This window comes from Paraburkholderia saeva (assembly GCF_907164555.1).
Classification (GTDB): Bacteria; Pseudomonadota; Gammaproteobacteria; order Burkholderiales; family Burkholderiaceae; genus Paraburkholderia; species Paraburkholderia saeva.
Genome location: NZ_CAJQZC010000001.1, coordinates 582,381 through 604,946 on the forward strand (window position 1 = coordinate 582,381; position 22,566 = coordinate 604,946).

At 59.5% G+C, this 22,566-nt stretch carries 17 protein-coding genes and 1 pseudogene; 15 read left to right on the forward strand and 3 right to left on the reverse strand.

Features of this window, described 5'->3' with window-relative positions; all coding sequences use genetic code 11:
- The first annotated feature begins 1,338 nt into the window (after positions 1-1,338).
- The 7 genes and pseudogenes from LPA36_RS02610 to LPA36_RS02640 form a co-directional block, all read left to right on the forward strand.
- The gene (locus LPA36_RS02610; protein WP_228874586.1) at positions 1,339-2,415 is read left to right on the forward strand and encodes a glycosyltransferase family 4 protein; all 1,077 of its coding nucleotides are present in this window, start codon (positions 1,339-1,341) and stop codon (positions 2,413-2,415) included.
- Positions 2,412-3,428 (forward strand): GDP-mannose 4,6-dehydratase, encoded by a 1,017-nt coding sequence (locus LPA36_RS02615; protein WP_228874587.1) that lies wholly within the window; start codon positions 2,412-2,414, stop codon positions 3,426-3,428. The genes LPA36_RS02610 and LPA36_RS02615 overlap by 4 nt, the downstream gene beginning before the upstream one ends.
- A gap of 47 nt (positions 3,429-3,475) precedes the next feature.
- A complete protein-coding gene (gene gmd, locus LPA36_RS02620) occupies positions 3,476-4,591 on the forward strand; it encodes a GDP-mannose 4,6-dehydratase (RefSeq protein ID WP_228874588.1) in 1,116 nt (371 codons plus the stop codon).
- Complete coding sequence (gene fcl, locus LPA36_RS02625) at positions 4,591-5,532, forward strand: GDP-L-fucose synthase (protein ID WP_228874589.1); 942 nt, start codon at positions 4,591-4,593, stop codon at positions 5,530-5,532. The genes gmd and fcl overlap by 1 nt, the downstream gene beginning before the upstream one ends.
- Before the next feature lie 395 nt (positions 5,533-5,927).
- A complete protein-coding gene (locus tag LPA36_RS02630) occupies positions 5,928-6,884 on the forward strand; it encodes a UDP-glucose 4-epimerase family protein (protein WP_228874590.1) in 957 nt (318 codons plus the stop codon).
- A 9-nt stretch (positions 6,885-6,893) separates the two neighbouring features.
- Positions 6,894-7,931, forward strand: coding sequence for an MraY family glycosyltransferase (locus LPA36_RS02635; RefSeq protein ID WP_228874591.1), 1,038 nt, complete (start codon positions 6,894-6,896; stop codon positions 7,929-7,931).
- Positions 7,928-9,787, forward strand: a pseudogene (locus LPA36_RS02640) (polysaccharide biosynthesis protein); the annotation flags it as partial. The gene LPA36_RS02635 and the pseudogene LPA36_RS02640, both read left to right, overlap by 4 nt.
- A 432-nt stretch (positions 9,788-10,219) precedes the next feature.
- Here the strand turns inward: LPA36_RS02640 and LPA36_RS02645 are convergent.
- Positions 10,220-11,320, reverse strand: a complete 1,101-nt coding sequence (locus LPA36_RS02645; RefSeq protein ID WP_228874872.1) for an MraY family glycosyltransferase — start codon at positions 11,318-11,320, stop codon at positions 10,220-10,222.
- A gap of 269 nt (positions 11,321-11,589) precedes the next feature.
- Between LPA36_RS02645 and LPA36_RS02650 the strand changes: the two genes are divergently transcribed.
- Complete coding sequence (locus LPA36_RS02650; protein ID WP_228874593.1) at positions 11,590-13,254, forward strand: methyl-accepting chemotaxis protein; 1,665 nt, start codon at positions 11,590-11,592, stop codon at positions 13,252-13,254.
- A gap of 33 nt (positions 13,255-13,287) precedes the next feature.
- Here LPA36_RS02650 and LPA36_RS02655 read toward each other — a convergent pair whose 3' ends face one another.
- Positions 13,288-14,334: a glycosyltransferase family protein gene (locus tag LPA36_RS02655; RefSeq protein WP_228874594.1), complete on the reverse strand. Its 1,047-nt coding sequence runs from the start codon at positions 14,332-14,334 to the stop codon at positions 13,288-13,290.
- Positions 14,335-14,662: 328 nt separating this feature from the next.
- Between LPA36_RS02655 and LPA36_RS02660 the strand changes: the two genes are divergently transcribed.
- A complete protein-coding gene (locus tag LPA36_RS02660) occupies positions 14,663-15,961 on the forward strand; it encodes a TAXI family TRAP transporter solute-binding subunit (protein WP_228874873.1) in 1,299 nt (432 codons plus the stop codon).
- Between the two features lie 34 nt (positions 15,962-15,995).
- On the opposite strand, the gene LPA36_RS02665 is transcribed toward LPA36_RS02660, so the two are convergent.
- Complete coding sequence (locus LPA36_RS02665) at positions 15,996-16,952, reverse strand: GlxA family transcriptional regulator (RefSeq protein WP_228874595.1); 957 nt, start codon at positions 16,950-16,952, stop codon at positions 15,996-15,998.
- Between the two features lie 219 nt (positions 16,953-17,171).
- On the opposite strand from LPA36_RS02665, the gene LPA36_RS02670 reads away from it, so the two are divergent.
- From LPA36_RS02670 to LPA36_RS02695, 6 genes are all read left to right on the forward strand, one after another.
- Complete coding sequence (locus LPA36_RS02670; protein WP_228874596.1) at positions 17,172-17,861, forward strand: HD domain-containing protein; 690 nt, start codon at positions 17,172-17,174, stop codon at positions 17,859-17,861.
- 515 nt (positions 17,862-18,376) lie between these two features.
- Positions 18,377-18,940 carry an RNA polymerase sigma factor gene (locus tag LPA36_RS02675; protein WP_324250876.1) on the forward strand — a complete coding sequence of 188 codons (564 nt, stop codon included), beginning with the start codon at positions 18,377-18,379 and terminating at the stop codon, positions 18,938-18,940.
- A complete protein-coding gene (locus tag LPA36_RS02680) occupies positions 18,937-19,356 on the forward strand; it encodes a hypothetical protein (RefSeq protein WP_228874597.1) in 420 nt (139 codons plus the stop codon). The genes LPA36_RS02675 and LPA36_RS02680 overlap by 4 nt, the downstream gene beginning before the upstream one ends.
- Positions 19,353-19,850, forward strand: a complete 498-nt coding sequence (locus LPA36_RS02685; protein ID WP_228874598.1) for a periplasmic heavy metal sensor — start codon at positions 19,353-19,355, stop codon at positions 19,848-19,850. Before LPA36_RS02680 ends, LPA36_RS02685 begins: the two co-directional genes overlap by 4 nt.
- A gap of 72 nt (positions 19,851-19,922) precedes the next feature.
- Positions 19,923-21,374, forward strand: coding sequence for a DUF1800 domain-containing protein (locus LPA36_RS02690; protein ID WP_228874599.1), 1,452 nt, complete (start codon positions 19,923-19,925; stop codon positions 21,372-21,374).
- 5 nt (positions 21,375-21,379) lie between these two features.
- Complete coding sequence (locus tag LPA36_RS02695; RefSeq protein ID WP_228874600.1) at positions 21,380-22,528, forward strand: DUF1501 domain-containing protein; 1,149 nt, start codon at positions 21,380-21,382, stop codon at positions 22,526-22,528.
- Positions 22,529-22,566 lie beyond the last annotated feature (38 nt).

Below are 22,566 nucleotides of genomic sequence, written 5' to 3' on the forward strand. Positions count from 1 at the left end.
CTGTCGCGGTCGCACGAGTCAAGGCGTAAATTGGATGCCTCTTTTCTTTATGTCATCGATGCCGGGAGGCGAATGACTACTTCAGTGCAATTTGTGGCCTCGGAGCGTCGCTGCTGCAGGGCGCGTTGAGTTCCGTTCGATGATCGAAAATCGTGATCTGGCCATGTGTGGGTTGACGCGCCAACACATGTCGATGCTTGTCATATTGTTTACCAGTCCGGCGGCAGCATCGCGTCGGTGTCAATCGTTCGGTCGTAGGGGAAATGTCTGCCGAAGCCGGGCGGCCGGGCAAGGCGCCCGCGGGACCAGGCGGCAACGCTCCAGGTTCGACAGCTACGCGACACAGGCACGACTCGCGGTATTCGCAGCGTCTCAATGTCGCGTCCCGCCGACTGCCGGTGAGGTTTGGGGCTGGAACTGACAGAGAAAAAAGATGCAAACCGATGGGCCGCGGCCTGAAGCTCCGGTGACGCCCCTGTGCGTACTCATCCCCGCTGTCGTTTAGAGGAGCGAGTATATCAAGGTAGGGAGGGTGGGGCAATTTTGAGAGGGAGCCCGCCAAGGCGGCATGTATCAACGTGTAAGCACGCGGCATCTGCGAAATGTCCGGTTGCCTGTCGTTTCGTGGCGAGCGCGTCAGTCCCTTGCCATTTTCCTGGTCACCCGGTTCCAGGCAGTGTCGTATTCGTACAAACCCGCGGACGGTCTTGCAACGTACGGTAAACTAGCGATCGGTCGCTATCCGCACGCCTTCGCGAGCGGGACGCCTCATTTTTTACCACCCCAACCTATACGCCATTGATCTATAAAGCTTTTACAAACAGCAACATCTTTGGTGCGAAGAGCATGTCACCATTGCTGCCTGTCGGGGACCGTACATATCCGGGCGGACAATGGGTGCTAAATGTTGGGCGAGTGGACCGGAGCCGTCGAATGGGCAGGGATGTATTCCCCAGCGGTTCGGCGGGAGAGCATCGTCGCGACCTATCCGCAAGCTGCGTCGTCTGACCCGTCATGACGCCCGCGACAGGCGCCAGGTCGCTCCTTGATGCCGGGCCGGCATCATCCGCTACCTATCCGCTTTTGCCGCGCGTAACTTGGTTGGTTTAAGTCGGTTGATCTCGATCATCATTGTTCGTGGGGCGTCGTCCTCATTGGTTTCGATTTTTTGAATTGACTGCGCAGTAGAAATGACGGACGCGTTGAGCGCTGCGTCATTCTTACCTTCGACTGCACTGAGCAACAGGATTTGAAAGCATGCACATTGGGTTCGATATCTCCCAGACTGGCTCCGGAAAAGCAGGGTGCGGTTACTTCGCGCACGCTTTGGTGCAAGCCATGATTGACGTCGCCCCTCAGCACAAATATTCGCTCTATCCCAGTTTCGGTGATTTCTTCTTCGATGCGTTGATGCCTGTTCGAAATCCCTATCCGGGGAGAAGTGTGGAGTACGGTCCAAGGCATCTCACGCGGGAAACCGCCCGTGCATTCTGGACTGGCGGTGACACAGAAAATTCGTTGGGGTCGCCGGACGTCATTCACTCCAATAACTTCTGGTCGCCAGTGCAGATTGCATCGAGCCGCCTTGTCTATACCTTTTACGATATGGGCTTTACGGTCGATCCGTCATGGACGACCGAAGCAAACAGACTGGGATGCTTTGAAGGCGTGTTTCGCTCGGCCGCGGCCGCGGACTGGGTCGTCGCAATCTCGGAGGCTTCGCGCGAACACTATCTGAAGGTGTTTCCTCATTTTCCCGCGGACCGCCTTCGTGTGATCTACCCGTGCTCGCGTTTCGCGGATTCGTCGGCACTCGGCAAGCGCCCTCAGGCCCTCGATGGCATTCCGGAAGGCGGTTTTTGGCTGAACGTAGGAACTGTCGAGCCACGCAAAAACCAGCGTCGTCTGGCTACGGCTTACGCTCGGTATCTTGCTTTGGGCGGCAAGCCGATGCCGCTTGTTCTGGCAGGGGGCCGAGGCTGGCTGATGGAGGATTTCCAGAGGCATCTGAGCGAACTGGGTATCGAAGCGCAGATTGTCATGACCGGATATGTGTCGGACGACGAGTTGATCTGGTTGTATCGGAACTGCTACGCAAATCTGTACCCGTCGTTGTTTGAGGGTTTTGGTTTGCCGGTCCTTGAGGGCATGCAGTTTGGAGCACCGACGGTGGCTACCGCTTCGAGCTCGGTTCCGGAGGCGGCCGGAAATGCTGCCATTCTGCTTGATCCAAAGGACATCGAGGGTTGGGCGCAAGCAATGCTGCGTCTGGGGGGCAATCGAATGGAGCGAGACGCTCTCGGCGCGGCTGCCGTTGAGCAGGCAAAGCGGTTTGACTGGAAGCGTAGCGCTGCCAGCTTGCTGCAACTCTACGAAGAGGCGGTAGCCTTACCAAAACGGCGCGTGATGACATGAAAACGGCACTGATTACTGGCATCACTGGGCAGGATGGGTCTTTTCTTGCCGAATTTCTTCTTGATCGTGGTTACAAGGTCTTTGGTCTGGCTCGTCGGGAAAGCTGGATGCGTGCGAACAACGCGAGCCACCTCGCCGACCGGATCACTGTCCTGTTTGGCGACATGTCAGAAGGGATCGATATAGCCACTGCTTTGCAGGAAGCAAAGCCCGACGAGATCTACAATCTGGCTTCTCAATCCCGCCCGGGAGAGTCCTGGGCGCGCGCTCCCGAGACGCTCATGATCAACGGGATGGGCGCGATTCGACTGTTCGAGGCTGTGCGGCACGCGTTTCCCAAGGCTCGGGTCTATCACGCCTCGTCTTCGGAAATGTTCGGTGGCGCGAAAACTATCCCACAGAGTGAGGAGACGCCGTTTCATCCCGCGAATCCATACGCTGCGGCCAAGGTCTACGCCCACCACATGGTGCGGATTTGCCGTGAGAGCTACGGCCTGTTCATTTCCAGTGGAATCTTGTTCAACCACGAGAGCGAACGGCGTCCTCTGCATTTCGTTACGCAAAAGATTGCTTACGGTGCCGCCTGCGCCGCGTTGGGGATAACAAATTCGCTCGATCTGAACGAGCGCGGCCAACCGATCGTGTCGGGCGGGCGCCTCGCGCTTGGGAACCTCGATATCGCTCGTGACTGGGGGCACGCGATCGATTTCGTGAGAGCGATGTGGCTCATGCTCCAGCACGAGAAACCTGATGATTTCGTGGTGGGCACTGGAAAGCTACATACCCTTCGTGATCTATGCCGGGCCGCCTACGGCCGTGTCGGACTGAACTGGGAAGACCATGTAGTGAGCGACCCGGGGCTGGTTCGTCCGCTGGAAACCGGACAGACATTGGCGGATCCATCAAAAGCGCGCAAAATCCTGGGTTGGGAGCCGACCATTAGCTTCGAGGAGATGGTTGGAAAAATGGTTGATACGCAGATCGAGCGACTCGAACCTCAGATTCGGCGCTGAGAACAATATTGTCTATTCAGTAAATTTGATTAAGCGGAACAGTTAAGATGAAAAAGGCTTTGATTACCGGTATTACTGGTCAGGATGGCTCCTATCTGGCCGAGTTTCTGTTGAGCAAAGGGTATGAGGTGCACGGTATCAAGCGCCGTGCTTCATTGTTCAACACCGCTCGTATCGATCATATTTACGAAGACCCCCATGTTCAGCATCCGATGCTCAAACTGCACTACGGCGATCTGACTGACACGTCGAATCTGATTCGGATTCTGCAGGAAGTGCAACCGGACGAAGTCTACAACCTGGGTGCGCAATCGCACGTTGCCGTAAGCTTTGAGTCGCCCGAATACACGGCGGATGTCGACGCCATTGGCGCTCTGCGTCTGCTCGAAGGGATCAGGTTCCTTGGCCTCGAGAAAAAGACGCGCTTCTATCAGGCAAGCACATCCGAGTTGTATGGGTTGGTGCAAGAAACCCCGCAAAGGGAAACGACACCTTTCTATCCGCGTTCTCCCTACGCAGTTGCCAAGCTCTACGCGTACTGGATCACAGTGAACTACCGCGAAGCCTACGGCCTCTATGCGTGCAATGGCGTGCTATTCAATCACGAGTCTGCGCGGCGCGGCGAAACGTTTGTTACCCGGAAGATCACTCGTGGGCTTGCCAATATCGCTCAGGGTCTTGATGGCTGCCTTTTCATGGGCAACCTCGATGCACTGCGCGACTGGGGACATGCGCGCGACTACGTCGAAATGCAATGGCTGATGCTGCAGCAGGACAAGGCAGAAGATTTCGTGATCGCCACGGGTGTCCAGTACAGCGTGCGTACGTTTATCGACAAGGCAGCAGCGCAGCTCGGTATCAAACTGGCGTGGGAGGGCGAGGGCGTAACCGAGCAAGGCCGGGTAGTATCGGTCACGGGTGACAAGGCGCCTGCGGTTAAGGTTGGCGACGTTCTTGTCAGGGTCGATCCGCGGTATTTCCGTCCCGCCGAAGTGGAAACGCTTCTCGGCGATCCGACGAAAGCCAAGGATAGCCTGGGCTGGGTTCCGAAGATCACACTCGACGAAATGGTCGAGGAAATGGTTGCCCACGACCTCGATAAGGCTCGCCAGCACGCATTGCTGAAGAGCAAGGGTTTCACAGTTTCTGTAGGCCGCGAATAATGGACAGTCTGACCAAAGACGCGAAAATCTATGTTGCCGGCCATCGAGGGATGGTCGGCTCGGCGTTGGTTCGTAGCCTTCAGTCGAAGGGCTACACCAACATTTTGACTCGTACGCGGTCAGAGCTTGATCTGCTCGACCAGCTGGCAGTTCGCGAATTTCTGCAATCCGAGCGGCCTGAGTACATTTTTGTCGCGGCAGCCAAGGTCGGCGGTATCTACGCCAACAACACCTATGGCGCGGATTTCATTTACGAGAATCTGGCTGTCGAGGCGAACATCATTAACGGCGCACATCGCGCAGATGTAGGCAGGCTTTGTTTTCTCGGTTCCAGTTGCATCTACCCGCGCAATTGCCCGCAGCCGATCAAGGAGGAATATCTCCTCACCGGACCACTTGAACCCACCAACGAGCCATACGCCATAGCGAAGATTGCGGGCGTCAAAATGTGTGAAAGCTATAACCGTCAATACGGTAGGCATTACATTTCCGTAATGCCTACCAACTTGTACGGGCCTAACGACAACTACGATCTGAACAACAGCCATGTGTTGCCCGCGCTCATCCGGAAGGCGCACGAGGCCAAGGCGCGTGGTGACAAAGAGCTGGTCGTATGGGGCACGGGCAATCCCATGCGGGAGTTCCTGTACGTCGACGATCTTGCAGACGCCTGTGTGTTCCTGATGGAATCTGGTGTGAGCGAAGGGCTGTTCAATGTTGGAACGGGTGAGGACGTAACGATCCGTGAACTGGCCGAGACCGTAATGGATGTTGTGGGATTCGACGGCAGGATCGTCTTTGACGCTACCAAACCTGACGGAACCCCCCGCAAGCTTTTGAACGTAGATCGTATGCATCAGCTTGGATGGACTGCACGGACATCATTGCGCGATGGTATTGCCAGCGCTTACGGTGATTTTCGAAGTGGGCGAGACCAGTAATAATCGGCGCATCGATGTGCGCCTGTCGCGTCGCGGTGCGCAGTCGACTGTCAGTAAACTAAAAAAGGATCAAGCAGCCGCCTGGTTCGCGCGGGGTGCAGAAGGTTGGGTAAGTTTCCGGGTGTCGCCCGCCCGTCGCACCGCATTCGCTCCGATCTTTGGAGCGAAGAAGAACGCAGTTGCCTGACTGCATTCGCCGTTACTCGCATTTTGAAGCGCTTAAAGGCTTTGGACCCTGCCTGATGGTCGGCGCCCCAGCAACAGAATGTGTGGGTGGCCGCAGGTTTTAGTCGCTCCGCTCCGGATTTCCATGTCCGATACTTTGAGCATGCAGGTCCTGCATACCGTACGTGGGTACGAGCAGCGTCGATACCCCGTGTGTTGGAAAAAAATCTATGACGTTATCTGTTGTCGTGTCAGGTGCGAACGGGTTTGTCGGTCGCGCGGTTTCGAGCGGGCTGATCGAGCGGGGAGACACAGTGGTTGGTCTCGTGCGACGTCCGGATACGGTCGGGCAGGGTGTGCGGGAGTGGGTCGATGAGAATGATTTCGTTGGCATCGAAGATCGTTGGCCGCACGACTGCCGTTGCGATGTTGTGATCCACCTTGCCGCGCGCGTGCACTTGATGCAGGATTCGGCGATGGATCCGCTGGCGGCTTACCGGGAAACCAATGTCGCCGGTACATTGCGCCTCGCAAGAGCGGCTCGCCTGGCTGGCGCACACCGGTTCGTGTTTGTGAGCAGTATCAAATCGGTTGCAGAGAGCGATCATGGCCGGCCGCTGCGCGAGTCAGACGAGCCTGCTCCCGGCGACCCATACGGAATCTCCAAACTTGAGGCTGAACGGGCGCTTCTGGCTTATGGTCGGGAAAGTGGGCTGCAAATCGTGATCGTCCGGCCACCGCTCGTATACGGTCCCGGCGTTCGCGCAAATTTCCTGCAACTCATGCGTGCGATTTCCGCTGGTATCCCGTTGCCGTTAGGCGCGATAAAAGCACGGCGGAGTCTGGTTTTTGTGGGCAATCTTGCGCATGCGCTGATTCACTGCGCGACCGATCCGCGAGCCGCTGGCGGTACCTTTCATGTCACGGATACCCGCGACCTGACCATAACCGAACTGGCAAGGATGCTCGCCGCGCAACTGAATTCGCCTGACCGGCTGGTACCGGTTCCCCCGGCCTGGCTGCGGATTGCCGGGCGTTTGACCGGACGCTCGGCGCAGGTTGAACGGTTGATCGGTAGCCTGCAAGTTGATAGCGGGCACATCTGCGAAGTCCTGGGTTGGCGTCCGCCCTACACAGTCGAACACGGGTTGCTGGAAACAGCAGCGTGGTATCGGTCGACACACTGAAACAGCCGCATGTTCCCTGATTCGATATTTGCCGCTCCCGGACTGCGGGTGCTCACGTGTGCCATCGTTGCACTGATCGCGAGCGCGGCTATCCTCTGGACGCTGCTCAAGACGGGTCTCGCGTGGCGTCTGGCCACGGACATTCCGAATGACCGTTCACTTCACACTCGTCCCACGCCTCGGGTGGGTGGGTGGGGCATCGTGCCGGTGGTGGTTATCCTGACACTGGGCGTCGCTCCTGGGCTGGCACCACCAGTACTTGCTGCAATGTCGCTCGCAATCCTCTCCCAGATCGACGACCGTCGGGGGCTCCCAGCCCGCGTTCGGTTTGGTGGCCATGTTGCGGCCGTAGCAGTGTTGCTGGTTACCTTTCCGGTTGATATCCCGTGGTGGGCACTGGTGCTGGTCGGCGTTCTGCTGGTCTGGTTGGTGAACCTCTACAACTTCATGGACGGAGCGGATGGTCTGGCAGGCGGAATGGCGGTTTTCGGTTTTGGTGCCTACTCCATCGCGTCATTGGCGGCAGATCACACGAATCTTTCATTTGCGCTTGCCTGCAGTGCTGTCACCGGAGCTGCGGCGGGCTTTCTCTTCTTCAATTTTCACCCCGCCAAGATATTCCTTGGTGACGTTGGCTCTATTCCGCTGGGATTTCTGGCTGGGGCGTTTGGATATTGGGGCTGGCGTTCCGGAATCTGGCCAGTCTGGTTTCCGGCGGTGGTTTTCTCTCCGTTCATAAGTGATGCATCTGTAACATTGCTAAAACGGCTTTTACGGGGAGAGAAATTTTGGCAGGCACACCGTGAGCACTATTATCAAAGAATGGTCCAGTCTGGCCTTGGGCACGCAAATACCGCGCGGATCTGGTACATGTTTATGATCGTTGGCATACTGTTTGCATTCTGTGCAGAAGCGCTGCGGCCGGGCTGGCAATGGCTCGTCGTAGCTTTATGGGGTGTGGTGCTTGTACTTGCAGGTGTGTGTGTGGACTTGCGCTGGCGTCGTTACATCGCCCGTTTGAACAACCCTGAGGTGCTGCGCAAATGACCAGATTCAAAGCCCGACGCCTGTCTTTCGCAGCGTTTGTGTTCGATTTGTGTGCGGTTGCAATCGTGTGGTTGCTCGCATACGTGATTCGTTTTAACGGGCCGGTGCCTGCGGACTTCTGGCATGGAGCGTTACGGGCACTCGGCTGGGTGCTACTGATTTACGCTGGCATGTTCCGCGGCTACGGGCTGTACCGCGGCATGTGGGTATTCGCGAGTTTGCCCGACCTGATGCGTATCGCGAAGGCGGTCGCCGTCGGTGCGCTTGTAGTGGTGATTTGCTCCGTATTGTTTCAGCCGGTTCCAGTCATTCCGCGATCGGTACTTATTTTGTCTCCGATGCTCCTTTTCCTGACGATGGGCGGTTCGCGGGCGATGTATCGCGCAGCCAAGGAGTTTTATCTCTACGGGGGCCTGGTAGCGCAAGGCAAGCCTGTCCTCGTGCTCGGCGCGGGTACGGCGGGGGCCAATCTGGTCCGCGAACTGAAGCGCTCAGGGGAATGGCGTCTTGCGGGTTTGCTTGATGATGACCCGGTGAAGCAGGGGCGCGAAATCTACGGTCATAGAGTGCTCGGTCCAATCAGTGATCTGCATACAGTCGCTGAAGAACTGAAGGTGGAGCACGTGATCATCGCGGTTCCTTCCGCTTCAGTGGAGGCACACCGTCGCATTGCAACCTTGTGCGTAAGGGCGGGAGTGCGTGCGATGGTTTTGCCTGCCCTGACCTCGCTCACCCAAGGTCAGGGTTTCATGTCGCGCGTGCGGCAGATCGACCTTGAAGATTTACTCGGCCGCGACCCAGTTACAGTCGATACTGCGCACGTCGAAAGGCTTTTGAAGAATCGCGTTGTCATGGTCACGGGGGCGGGCGGATCGATCGGTTCCGAACTCTGCCGTCAGATTCTCCGGTTTGGACCAGTGCAACTCATTGCTTTTGATGTGTCCGAATTCTCGATTTATCGACTGAATGAAGAGTTGCGAGACAAGTTTCCAGAAGTCGCCTTTGTGCCTGTGATTGGCGATGTGAAGGATTCCCTGCTGCTTGATCAAGTACTGGGACGACATTGCCCGCACATTGTCTTTCATGCGGCTGCGTATAAACATGTGCCGCTGATGGAGGAAATCAACAGTTGGCAAGCGATCCGAAATAACGTTCTCGGGACCTATCGGGTTGCGCGTGCCGCTATACGTCACGACGTTGCTCACTTTGTGTTGATTTCGACCGATAAGGCCGTCAATCCAACCAACGTGATGGGTGCGAGCAAGCGGCTCGCGGAGATGGTCTGCTCTACGCTACAGCAAAGCAGCCCGAGGACGCAGTTCGAAACGGTACGGTTCGGTAACGTGCTGGGGAGTGCGGGCAGCGTCATTCCGAAATTTCAGGAGCAGATTGCGCGAGGCGGCCCGGTGACCGTGACGCATCCGGAGATTACGCGTTTTTTCATGACGATCCCTGAAGCTTCGCAACTGGTGTTGCAGGCGTCGAGCATGGGACAGGGCGGTGAGATCTTCATCCTGGACATGGGGCAGCCTGTCCGCATCGCTGATCTGGCGCAAGATCTGATTCGCCTCTACGGGTTCACCGAGGAGCAGATCAAGGTCGTCTTCACGGGATTGCGTCCCGGCGAAAAGCTGTACGAGGAACTGTTGGCGGACGACGAAACGACCACTCGCACGCCGCATGCAAAGCTGCGAATCGCAAAGGCGCGAGAGGTTCCGGATAACTTGATCGACGACCTATTGCCGTGGCTGATGCAGCATCGCGTGCCATCGGATGATGAGGTGCGGCGGGATTTGCGTCGCTGGGTTCCGGAGTATCAGCCGACGGTGACACCTACCCTGCAAAGTGTCGCCTCTTTGCGCACGGGTAACGCGCTCTGAGTTTGTGCATTGCACTGGCAGGGCATTGGGATACTTGCCATAGGGCCACTCAGGGTCTGATGGACCTGCAAGGATTCGGCGCGGCGCCGCCGTAGTGCGCAACGGTAGACAGAGCTGCGGTGGCCGCTATCGTGCCGGCCACCTTTAACGCGTGTCCAACCGAATCAGACTCTGGTGACTTATTGGCAATCGGGCTTCTTCCGTAGGCACTGCACTCGGGCGCCGCGCTATTGGCTTCAACGGATCGGGCGCTCCATGCCACATTGTCGGTCGCAGTATTTGCGAGCCCACCTTGCGCCGCGACGGTCGCTAAAACGCCAACGAGCAGCATTCTCCTTTTCATCGCGGTTCCTTTTGTTGATAGATTCGAGGGTGCATTCCTGCAACGCATGGCTAATTGCAACTTTACTACCGCCGTCCTTTCCTCACCACCATCCACCGCGGTGACTTAAACCGCACAATACTCACATAAAGCCACACATACGTAGCAGCAAACACAACAACAAAGCAAAACAGATGCACCGTATGCCGCCAGAACAACGTAGCCGGAATCACCGCAACTAAACAAAGCAACCACAAATAAGGCGAAGTCAAAGAATTCCGCCGGGTCAACTCCCTCGCAGTCCGCACACCTACGGCCCACCGCATCAACCGCTTATAAACAAGCATATGCAGGTGCACGCCGTCGGGAATCCCGGGCGACATCCCCCGAATAAACTTCTTCCGATAGATCGAGAAGCAGGTCTCAAAAATCGGATACATGAAGAGCAAAACCGGAAACCACGCCGACACATCGCGATTGCGCATCACAAGCATGATGGATAGCTCAGCAAGCATGAACCCAATAAAATAAGCCCCACCGTCCCCAAGAAAAATCAAACCCGCCGGAAAATTCCAGATAAAAAATCCCATCACCGCGCCCATCATAATGAGCGACGCGGACAGCACGATAGGATCGGAAACCTGGAACGCGACATATGCCATCGAGGCGAACATCATGAACGCGACCATCGAAGCGAGCCCGTTAAAGCCATCGATGATATTGATCGCGTTAGCTAGCGCAGCCACTGCAAGCACTGTCACAGCGCAAGAAATCACCGCATAAGAAAGCAGAAAGTCGAGCGGCGGCACGCTGATCCGCGTCACGCCAATATCGAGCAGAAAGAACGCCAACGCAGCAGCTGCCATCGTGCAGAGCAGACGCACCAGCGGCGAAACGCGCTTGGTGACGTCCTCAACCAGTCCGGAGGCAAACGCCGGCATCCCGCACGCCACAAGACCCAGAATCCCGCCCGAAACGGCCGGGTAGGCGCGATGCAGCTGCAACGCAGACACAATCAGCCCCAGCAGAATCCCTGTCCCGCCGATCCGCGGCACGGGACGCGCGTGGAATTTCTGCACGCCGGCGAGATCGGTATCGGTGGAGAATTTTTCATGCAGATGCGCATAGCGCACGATCAACAGCGTGACCAGCAGTGAAACGAGAAAGCCGAGCGCGAAACTGAGCATGAAAGTGAGCCTGAACGAAGACGCGGAATTATACAAACGAAACCCACGGTAACCCCTGAAACCGGAATAGCGCGCGCCTCGACACCCGAATCCGCCGCGTCCCAAATAATGATTCAAAAGGTCAACAGCAGCCGTAAGGAAACGTTGTTTCTCATGGATTTCCCCAATCAATTCCTTACGAAAAGGCGCCGTTAACACGCAGATGGCGCGGGTTTCCAACCGTTCGACGCGCGCCTGCAGTCGATCGACCCCGACGTTCCGGAGAAACAATGCTAAACAACATCACCATCCGCGGTGGACTGACGCTGGTTATCAGCGTTTTCGTCGCTTTCCTGCTGACTGTGATCGGCGTCGGTTATGCCGCGCTCAAGCTCACGAATACTGGGCTCGAGGAGGCGCAGCGCAGTGCTGTCGCACTGTCGCATCTGAAGGCGAGTTCGGAAAAGCTGCTGCAGGCGCGACTTGCGCTCGGTAGCTACGAAACGCTCTTTAGCGTCGGCAAGCAGACCGACGGCCTCATTCCGGACGCCCATAAGGTTCTCGAAGCGTCGACGCGCGATTTCCGCATCTACGCCAGCGGTCCGTTTTCGAGCGACGAAGAAAAGGAGCAGGCCCAGGCCGTCGATGCGGCACGTACCGCGCTCGTCGACAAGGCGATTGAACCGGAATTCAAGGCGCTCACCGATTTCGATTTCAACACGTTCCGCACGATCCAGGGCGAAACCGCCAACACGTATTACGCCGCCTATGCGAAGGCGATCGACGGGCTTGAACGCGTCCAGGCGGTCCAGGAGGAGCGGGCCGCCGCCGCCGCCGCGAAGCGTGTCACGCTGGCGACGTTCCTGTTCGGCGGCATCGGTGCAATCGCGGTGGTGATTGCGCTGCTGGCGCGCGTCGGTCTGTCGGTGGCGCTGATTCGCCCGGTCAACCAGACCATCGCGCATTTCCGCAGCATCGCAGCTGGCGATCTGACGATTTCGGTTGCGTCGACGTCGCGTAATGAAATGGGCCAGCTGCTGTCGGCGCTGACGCATATGCGCGATGGCCTCGTGGACACGGTTTCGAAAGTACGCGGCAGCACGCGCGCGATCACGCTCGGCGCGAACGAAATCGCTTCGGGCAACGCGGACCTGTCGGCGCGCACGGAGCAGCAGGCTGCTGCGCTTCAGCAGACGGCCGCGAGCATGGAAGAGCTGTCCGCAACGGTCAAGCAGAACACCGACAACGCGAAGCAGGCAAGCCGTCTCGCGCAGGGCGCGCTGGAGACGGTCACGCGCGGCGGCAATGTTGTTGCACGCGTGACGGAAACGATGGACGGCATCAGCGATTCGTCGCGCAAGGTCACCGAGATCATCGGCATGATCGAAGGCATTGCGTTTCAAACGAACATCCTTGCACTGAACGCTGCTGTGGAAGCGGCGCGCGCGGGCGAGCAGGGGCGTGGCTTCGCGGTGGTCGCATCGGAAGTGCGCAGCCTCGCGCAGCGCTCGGGCACGGCGGCAAAGGAGATCAAGGAACTGATTGGCGATTCGGCTGCGAAGGTGCAGGAAGGCGCATCGCTCGTCGCGGAAGCACGTCGCACGATGCAGGAAGCGATGGATTCTGTCGGGCGCGTGACGGGCATCATGAGCGAGATCGAAGCCGCGGCGCTTGAACAGAGCGACGGCATCGATCAGGTCAACAAGGCCATCACCCAGATCGACGAAGTCACGCAGCACAACGCAGCGCTCGTCGAAGAAGCGGCGGCTGCGGCCAAATCGCTGGAAGGGCAGGCGGATGTGCTGCGCGACGCTGTGTCGGTGTTTCGTCTGAATGACGGCGGACGCGGCGCAACCCAGGCGGTCGGTGCTGAGCGTCGGGGCAAACAGGGTGTCGCAGCTTCGGGATCCGATGCTGCCGCCGCTACTGGCATGCGCGCTGCTGCGACCGCATGAAGCGGTCGCGGTAAAACGACGGCCGCCTTGCTCTTAAGCCGGGCGGCCCATCCACGTGAGCCGCTTTAGAATCGAACGCTTGCGGTGCTTTTGAAGCTTTAGCGGGACGTGGCTGCCTTCACACGCAGCCACGGCATCGCTCTTCAACTGCTGTACGTATGCTTGCAGATGCGCGTCCTCGTTTGCGTTCGAGAACTGGGCGCAAAGCGAATGCATGCCGTCGTGCAGTTCATGCAGACCGGGATCAGCGTCGATCGCCCTCACGCGTGCGACGATCTGTTCGACAAAACCCGCAACGTCGCCCACTTCGACGGACTGAAAGTTCGGCCCGAACCAGTATTCCTTTCCACCGCCTCCGTGATAGCCAATCACGTAGTTGCCGCACATGGCTGCTTCAACGGGTGGCAGGCCCAATCCTTCCATCCCGGAAAACGAAAGGAAAATCCTCGACCGGCTCATGACTTCCGCAACGCCCGAAATCGAAAGTCCGTCGATTGGAGCAACGGTCCAGCCGTCGGATAAATACCGGTGCAGCGCGAAGACCACTGCGGCGGCGTGCGCGCCGTTTTTTCGCGGCATATAGGTAATCAGCTTTTGCTTCGCGTCGCTGGCATGGAAGAGCGCGCTATCCAGCGTGCATGTCATCCGCACCACGCGGGAGGCAAGTTCGGGATAGTGCAGGCGGATCAGGCTCGACGTGTCGTCCGAAATCGACAGGATGTATGACGCCTGCTCATAGGCAAAATCGACGTCGTCGTCCGATAGCGTTCCATCGCGTTGCGACAGGTAATAGCCGTTCTGCACGAAGATCGAATATCGCAGGCCCGCCGCAACGAGCTTGGGCGCGAGCTTCGCCGCCTTGATCTCCGGAATGACGATGTGATCGGTTGAACGCAGTTCAGTATCCGCTAGCGAGGGCACAGGGGAATCGATCCACGGGTAACAATACCCGCTGCGTTCGTGCATCACATACGCATCCACGCCGAGTTTCACCAGCGCGCGTATGTGGTCGTAGATCACCTTGACGCCGCCTGCATGTTCGCCAGGCCGGGGCGACGTGCAGAAATAAATAATTCGCATCTTGCCGAAGAATTCCGTTGAATTAACCGCCCGGGTAATTTCATCGTTCGACGCCCCGGTTTATTTACAAGTGTATTCGAATCCGGGCATGGCACTGCCCACGGCAGCGTCTCGACATCATAAATCCCCGAACGCCCACAGCAAACGTAGTTGCAGGTATAGACAAAGCGCCCGACGCGGCAGCATTATCCCTTTTCATATTAAGCACGATCAGCAACGCTGCCTGACACAAGGCTGTCCCCAGTCCGCACCGCGCTCGCGCGCCCTGACGAGAGACCGAACCATGGCGAGGCAGAACCTGCCCCTTCACCGCGTCCAGAAACCCCCAATGACGCCGAGACGTCGGTGGCTTCTGATCGCTGGCGTGATTCTGCTGCTGGCCGCGTCAGGCTGGGGTGTCTGGGTGCTGATCAAACCTGCGATCCAGCGCACGATCGTCATTACGACGGGCGCGGACCAGGGCATCTATCGTGGCTTCGCGGATCGCTACGCACCTATCCTCAAACGCGAGGGCATCAAGCTCGACATCCGCAGTTCTTCCGGCTCAGTCGAAAATTACCAACGCCTTAAGGATCCTGACAGCGCTTACGAGGTCGGCTTCATCCAGTCAGGCACAAGCAGTCCAAGTGAAGAAGATCACCTGCAGACGATCGCCGCGGTCTCCTATGAGCCGATATGGGTGTTCTATCGAGGCTCCACTACGATCGACAGACTGGCGCAGTTGCGTGGCAAAAGAATCTCCGTAGGCGTTCCGGGCAGTGGCCTGCTTCACGCTTCGTCGGTACTGCTCACGTGGAGCGGCATCACGCGTGACAACACGACGCTTCTGCAAATGGATGCGCCCACTGCATATCGAGGACTCGAAAATGGCACACTGGACGCCGCGTTCTTCATCGGCAGACCAGACGCCGCGATGCAGGTCACGCTACTTAACAGCAATTTGAAGCTGATGAGTTTTGCCCAGGCCGATGCGCTCGTACAAAAGTTTCCATCGCTTTCCAAAGTGATTTTCCCGCGCGCGTCGACGAGCATCGTCAAAGACCTGCCGCAAGCCGATGTCACGTTGCTGGCTGCCACGGCGCTGCTCGTCTCGAAGGACACACTGCATCCCGCGCTTGCGTATCTGTTGCTGGATGCGGCGAAAACAGTCCACGGCGGCGAAGATTACTTCACGCCGATCGGCATGTTCCCCAACCTGAGTACTGAGGAGTTTCCTGTCGCCGACGAGAGCGTGCGGTACTTCAAATCCGGCCGTCCGTTCCTGCAACGCTATTTGCCATTCTGGCTGGCCAGTTTTATCGAAAGGCGTCTGTTGATCCTGGTTCCTTTCGCGGCACTGTTGTTGGGTCTCATACAGGCTTTGCCGCGCATGGCGGAGGCGCGCATCAAGCGACGGTTCATCGTCTGGTACCGCGAAATCAAATCGCTCGAAGATGAAATCTGGAAAAGCACGAATCCAGGCACGAAACAGATTGCGCAGTGGCGCGACGAGATCGAGAACATCGATGCGAACGCCAGTCAGATACGCATTCCGTATCGCTATTTCCAGGACGTGTATTCGCTGAAGCAGGCAATCGGCGTCGTACGTGACCGGGTTGCGCAAGTGGCTGCGAAGGTGAAAGAGTAGCGACGTACCCGCTTCGCCAGAACAGCGCCGCAGCTCACTGCGCGCGAAAACTTGCGCGATAGTCAGCAGGCGAAACGCCGATGCGTCGAGCGAAGACGAGGCGCATCCGGTCCGCGTTACCAAAGCCGCATTCGTACGCGATTGTCTTCAAAGGGGCCTCGCTGCTCTCCAGCGCGCGACGCGCAGCATCCACCCGTGCGCGCTCGACGAACTCATGCGGCGTGATCTCCGCCGATTCCGCAAACGCACGCGCGAAGCTCCGCGTGCTCATGCCCGCAACTTTGGCGAGCTCTTCAACCGTCAACGGATTCGCGATGTGCTCCATCACGTAGTTCTGCACGGTAGCGATGGGTGAGCCGTCCACGGGCGCGCTCAGATACGGGCTGAATTGTGACTGGCCGCCACGACGCTGCGCATACACGACCAGCCGCTTCGCAACTTGAAGCGCGAGCGCCGCGCCGTGATCTTCGGCGACCAGTGCAAGTGCGAGATCGATCCCCGCGGTCACACCGGCGGATGTCAGCAGACGTTCATCGCGGATATAGATCCGGTCGAAGTCGACGCGTGAAAGCGGAAACTGCTGCGCGAGTTGCCGGGCGTTCTGCCAGTGCGTCGTAACGTTCCTGTGATCAAGCAGACCCGCGTGTCCCAGTGCGAATGCGCCCGTGCAGATCGAGCCGTAGCGTTCGCTTTGCGATGCCACCTCGACGAGCCACGCGCAAAGCCTCGCATCGGCGGGTTGTGAGGGCAGCAGCGGGCCGCCCGCGACGAGCGCCGTGTGATAGCGATCGACTGAGCCGTCCCACACGCGATCGGCGAAGAGATGCGTGCCGTTCGACGCCCGGATATGTGCCTCGCCAGTGCTAACCAGTTCGAGTTTATAGCCGGCATCGTGCGGCAAAAACGAATTGGCTTCGGCGAACACGTCAGCGGGCCCGGCGACGTCGAGCGCCTGCACGTCAGGAAAGATCGCGATGGCGACGGTTTGCATCAACAGAAGCTCCGCAGGTTCAGATTCGACGTAATCGGACTGTATGGCAGAAGATCGCGCCTGACTGGCAGGGATACACGTATCGATTGCGTTGATCCAGGGCGCGTTGGCAGCCAGACTGAATGTCACGGTTACCCGCACCTTTCCGCCGCATTCTAGCAACTCGTGCCGGTGAATCGGGCCGCATCAGACCGGACCTGTCAATCAACGGAGAATCTCATGAGTAATGCAATCGCCGGGATCAAGATCCCCGACAGCAAGATGGCCCGCGACGCCACGCAACTGGTTCGCGACACCGAACCCGATCTGCTGTTCAACCACTCCACGCGCGTCTTCCTGTTCGGTGCGCTCGCTGGCGAGCGCAAACAGCTGAAGTATGACGCGGAACTGCTCTACATCGGCGCGATGTTCCATGACATGGGGCTTGTTCCGGCGTACAGCAGCAAGACTGAGCGTTTCGAAGTGGATGGCGCAAACGCCGCGCGTGATTTCCTGAATCAATACGGCATTCCGGAAGCTGAAGTCGATATGGTGTGGGATTCGATCGCGCTGCATACGACGCCCGGCATTCCTCAGCACAAGAAGCCGGTTGTCGCGCTGGTGACGGCGGGTGTCGAGATGGACGTGCTGGGTCTTGCTTACGACGAGTTTTCAGATGATCAGCGCAAGCAGGTTGTCGCCGCCCATCCGCGTGAAACGAACTTCAAGGAAGGCATCATCGATGCGTTCGCGAAGGGCACGCGGCACAAGCCGGACACGACGTTCGGCAACGTCAAGGCTGACGTGCTTGCGTTGAAGGAACCGGGCTACCGGCGTGTGAATTTCTGCAGCCTGATTCTTGGCTCGTCGTGGGTTGATGATGGGCATCAGTGCCTGCATTGCGATGATCCTTCGCACGGGCACAAGTAAGTATGCTTTCGCGCTGCGTCGCAACGTTTTGCGGCGCAGCGTGCAGAAACTGAAGTGATGAAACTTGCCTGCAAATCGCTGAGTTATTTGCAGACCGCGTTGTCACCGATCTCCGGCCTCGGCACTGTCGCCGCTCATTTTCTCGCCCCCCCAGCGACGGATTTTTCCCGCAAACGCGTTCAAGAACAATCGGAGCCCCGTGCTCCATCTAAACGCATGGAAAAATCGCATGAAATGCTTTCTTTCGGCTTGCCTTCTTGCCACGCTGCTGACGGGTTGTATCGTCGTGCCGGCGGCGCATCCTGCGTATTACCGTCCTGCAGTCGTCGTATATTGACGACCACGCAGTAGCTTGCCACAGTCGCAAGCCAGCGGCCGCGCGACGCCGAAGCAGGCCGACCCAGGGAGCCACAACATTTGACAAGCGTTCGAATCGCGATTCGTCCCGCCCGCATGGCGCGCTACCAGCCGCCGCTAACGCCATCGACGAATCACCCGCCACAGGACCGCACGCCTTGAGCGAGCAGGATCCCGACGCGGAACTCGTGGCGCGGGTCGGAGAACACGACCCGGCCGCTGTCCGCATGCTCGTCGCGCGCAAGTTGCCGCGGCTGTTGTCGCTCGCCACGCGCATGCTGGGAGACCCTATGGAAGCAGAAGACGTCGCACAGGAAGCCTTCGTGCGCATCTGGAAGCAGGCGCCACGCTGGAAAACCGGCGAAGCCCGGTTCGACACGTGGCTGCATCGCGTGGTGCTAAACCTCTGCTACGACCGTCTGCGTGGCCATCGCGAAGACCCGATGGCCGACGACCTGCCCGATCAGGCCGACCCCGCTGCCTTACCCGACGCGCGACTCGAAGCCCACGTCCGCGACGAACGCGTTCGCGCATCGCTTGCGCAATTGCCAGCGCGGCAGCGCGAGGCGCTCGTTCTGAACTACTACCAGGAACTCTCGAACATCGAAGCAGCCGCGCTGATGGGCATCACGGTCGATGCCCTCGAAAGCCTGCTTGCACGCGCCCGTCGTAACCTGCGCACCCTGCTGGCCGGGAACGATCCCGGCAAGGACACGCCATGACACCCGAAAGATTTCACACCATTGTCGATGCTTACGGCGCGGATCCGCGTCGCTGGCCGGACGATGAGCGCGAGGCGGCGACGGCCTGGGCCGCGTTGCATCCGCACGAAGGTGACGCCGTACTGGCCGCGTCGGCCGATATTGACGCCTGGCTGGACAGTCAAACCGTCGCACCCCCCGATTACGCGTTGCAACAGTGTGTCGTCGCGAGCGCACCTGCGAGGCGTCCGCTGCGGATACATCGTCGCATGTGGTGGTCGGGTGCTGCGATCGCGGGCGTCGGGCTGGCAGGTGGCCTTGCCGGCGCGTTCGCGGTTTCGTTTTTTCTGGTGACGGGCGAACCGCCGCCGGCGCACGAACTGTCCTGGCTGACTACAAGTTTCGGCGGCTCATCCGCTGACTGGAGCGGCGAATGAACGGCCGGTCATCAAAATTCATTCTGGTGGGCTCGCTTGTGCTCAACGTGTTTCTCGTTGGAGGGATCGTCGGTGGCGCGTATCAGTGGTTCGTGGCGCACGGCTCGACAACGGCACCCGTCGCGGCGCAGCAGCGCGCGCTGCGCTTTGCCGCCGAAACGCTTTCGCCCGAGCGCCAGCAGGCGTTTATCGACGGCCTGAAAAACGCGCGGCGTGAAGGCCGGCAATATGCGCGCGAGGGTCGGGAAGGGCGTCGTGAGGTACTGCGTCTGCTCGCTGCACCCCAACTCGACCGCGCCGCACTCGATGCCGCGTTAGCCCGCACACGCACGGCCGACACGACTTTGCGCGCGCAGGTTGAAAGCAGCGTCGCCGATTTCGCGGCGACGCTCACGCCTGAAGAGCGCGTGCAGTTTGCGGAGAGCCTGAAGCTGCGTGGCCAGTGGCGCGAGCCCTCACCACCAGCGGCGGCAAGCACAAAGCCGGGCGAATAATTCTTAAGTGAGATGCGACGGAATTTCCGCCGCCCGCCGTTTAACAGTTACTTATAGCCCGACGGGGACTGTATGGCCAATTCACCGACCGTGAACGCTGCGGCGATCGCGCTCAACCGCTTCGGCCTCGGCGCGCGCGCAGACGATACGCCGCCAGCTGATCCCAAGGCATGGCTGCTTGCGCAGTTCGACCAGTATCAACCGTTGCCTGCGGCATGGTCGAACCAGCCAGGTGCAGTGGCGCTTGCTGCCAACCTCGCGCAACAGCGTCAGCAACTTCAGCAAAACCCGAAGAGCCTGCAGGGCGCGCAGAACGCACCCAACCAGAGCCCGCAAGCCGCCAGCGATGCAGCCGCAAAGATCGAGGCACGCAAGGCGTTGCGCACGGAGATACGCGACGTTTACCGCGACGCGGTGAACGCGCGCGTCGACAGCGCGCTCACCACGTCAACGCCGTTCGTCGAGCGAATGGTGCACTTCTGGTCGAACCACTTCGCCGTCTCAAGCGAAAAGCCAGGCGTCGCCGCGCTAGCCGGCGCGTTCGAAGCGGAAGCAATCCGCCCGCATGTGCTGGGCCGCTTTGAAGACATGCTCGTGGCCGTCGAGCGTCATCCAGCCATGCAGCTGTTTCTCGACCAGACGCGCTCCGTTGGCCCGGACAGCATGGCAGCCATGCGCGCCGCGCAGCGCAACCCGGCTCGCAAGCCTGGCCTGAACGAAAACCTCGCGCGCGAAATCATGGAGCTGCATACGCTGGGCGTACGCAGCGGCTACACGCAGGATGACGTCACGGAATTCGCCCGCGCGCTGACCGGCTGGAGTGTCGCCGGCTATCAGGGGCCGCAGCCGAACGGCGCGGCACCCGGCACGTTCGTGTTTCGCACGGCGCTGCACGAGCCGGGCACGCGAACGATCATGGGACGCCGCTACGATCAACCTGGCGAAGCGCAGGCGCTTGCCATCCTGCACGATCTCTCTACTTCGCCTGCTACCGCACAGCACATCGGCGGCAAGCTTGCGCGACATTTCGTGGCGGACAATCCGCCGTCGGCAGTGAGCGAGCGGTTGACTGAGGTCTTCATACGGAGCGGCGGTGATCTACCAACGATCTATCGCGCGCTGATCGATACGCCGGAGGCGTGGTCGCCGGTTGCCGTCAAGTTCAAGACGCCGTGGGAATGGACGATCTCGTCGATGCGTGGTCTCGGCTGGCAGGACCTCGGCAATCTGCAAAGCGCGCCGCTTCTGACGCAACTCGGTCAGCCGGTCTGGCGGCCAGGCTCACCTGCGGGCTACGACGACATCGCTGCAAGCTGGGCCGCACCCGATGCGCTCGTGCGACGTGTCGAAGTGGCGCAGCGCTTCGCCGCGCGTGTCGGCGACAGGCTCGACGCGCGCACGCTCGGGCAGACGCTGCTGGCCGGCTCGCTGAGCCCATCGACGGCAACGGCTGTCTCGCGTGCCGAAAGCGCGTCGACTGCGATCGCGCTGCTGCTGGTTTCACCGGACTTCCAACGGAGATGAATACCATGCTGACTCGCCGCAGGTTCTTGAGCTTTGCCGCAGCCGGCGCAGGCGCCATGCTCGCGTCGCCGCATATTGCGTTCGCCAGCGTCGCGACGGACCGCCGTTTCGTTTTCGTCATCCAGCGCGGCGCCGCCGACGGCCTGAACATCGTCGTGCCTTACGCCGACCCCGCCTACGCAAATCTGCGCGGTGCGCTCGCCATCGACCCGGCGTCCGCGACGAAGCTCGACGGCACGTTCGCGCTGCATCCCTCGCTCGTGCAGACCGCGAAAATGTACGCGGACGGCCAGGCGCTCTTTGTACACGCTGTTGCATCGCCCTATCGCGACCGCTCGCACTTCGACGGCCAGAACGTGCTCGAGACAGGGGGCAAGTCGCCGTATCAGTCGAAGGACGGCTGGCTCAATCGCCTCGTCACGCTGATGCCGGCCACGCGCGAAAACGCGATCGCGTTTGCGCCGACAGTGCCGATGGCGTTGCGCGGCACGGCACAGGTAACCTCGTACGCGCCATCGGCATTGCCGCAGGCACCTGACGATCTGCTCACACGCGTTTCGCAGCTTTACGATCAGGATGCGCAGTTGCGACCGCTATGGGAATCAGCGATGGCCGCACGAGGCCTTGCCGGCGACGCCAGCGCGCGTCAGGACCCGGCGAGCCTGGGCAAGCTCGCAGCGAGCTTTCTGTCACGCGACGACGGCCCGCGTATCGCGATGATCGAAACAGGCGGCTGGGACACGCATAGCGCGCAGAATCCGCGTCTCGCGAACCAGCTAAAGGCACTCGACACGATGCTCGCTGCGTTGCGCGACGGCATGGGTCCGCAGTGGAGCAAAACGACGGTACTCGTCGCTACCGAATTCGGCAGAACCGCCGCGGCGAACGGCACGGGCGGCACGGATCACGGCACGGGATCGGTTGCGATGCTGGCAGGTGGAGCAGTGCAGGGCGGACGCGTGCTTGCTGACTGGCCCGGCCTCAGCGCATCCAGTCTCTACGAATCACGCGACCTCAAACCCACGACGCAGCTCGACGCGTTGATCGCTGGCGCCGCTGGCGAGAGCCTTGGCATCGATCCGCATCGCACGGCTTCAACGCTGTTCGGACAGGCCGGAAGCATGCGGCCACTAACAGGCCTCGTGCGCGTCTGAATCCCTGAGCGGCCACGCAAGACGCCGGCCGCCGGAAT